General features: G+C 77.2%; 1 protein-coding gene. It reads right to left on the reverse strand.

Going from position 1 to position 369, the window contains the following annotated elements:
- Positions 1-369 (reverse strand): KR domain-containing protein (locus UK12_RS33635; protein ID WP_156179125.1); only part of this gene is annotated, 369 nt, incomplete at both ends.

The raw sequence follows: 369 nt of genomic DNA on the forward strand, positions 1-369 counted from the left end.
CCCGGGAGCCGAGCGCGGTCAGCTCCTCGCGCAGCTCGGCCGCGCCTTCGGCATCCGGGCCGAGACGGCTGGTGAGCAGCAGGTGCTCCGCACCGTTCCGCGCCAGGCAGCGGGCCACCTGCGCGCCCAGCGCACCCGTACCACCGGTCACCAGCACGGTCCCGGACGGGCGCCAGCACTCCACCGGCGCCGCACACGAAGGCGCGTGCGCCAGAGGACGGACGAACACCCCCGACGCCCGCACGGCCAGCTCGTCCTCGATCCCGGCACCGGCCAGCGCGGCCACCAGCCGGTCCAGCGCCCGCGCCTCCACCTGCTCGGGGAGGTCCGCCAGACCGCCCCGAGCAGGTGGAGGAGCGGGCGCTGGAC

The organism is Saccharothrix sp. ST-888, from assembly GCF_000955975.1.
Taxonomy (GTDB): Bacteria; Actinomycetota; Actinomycetes; order Streptomycetales; family Streptomycetaceae; genus Kitasatospora.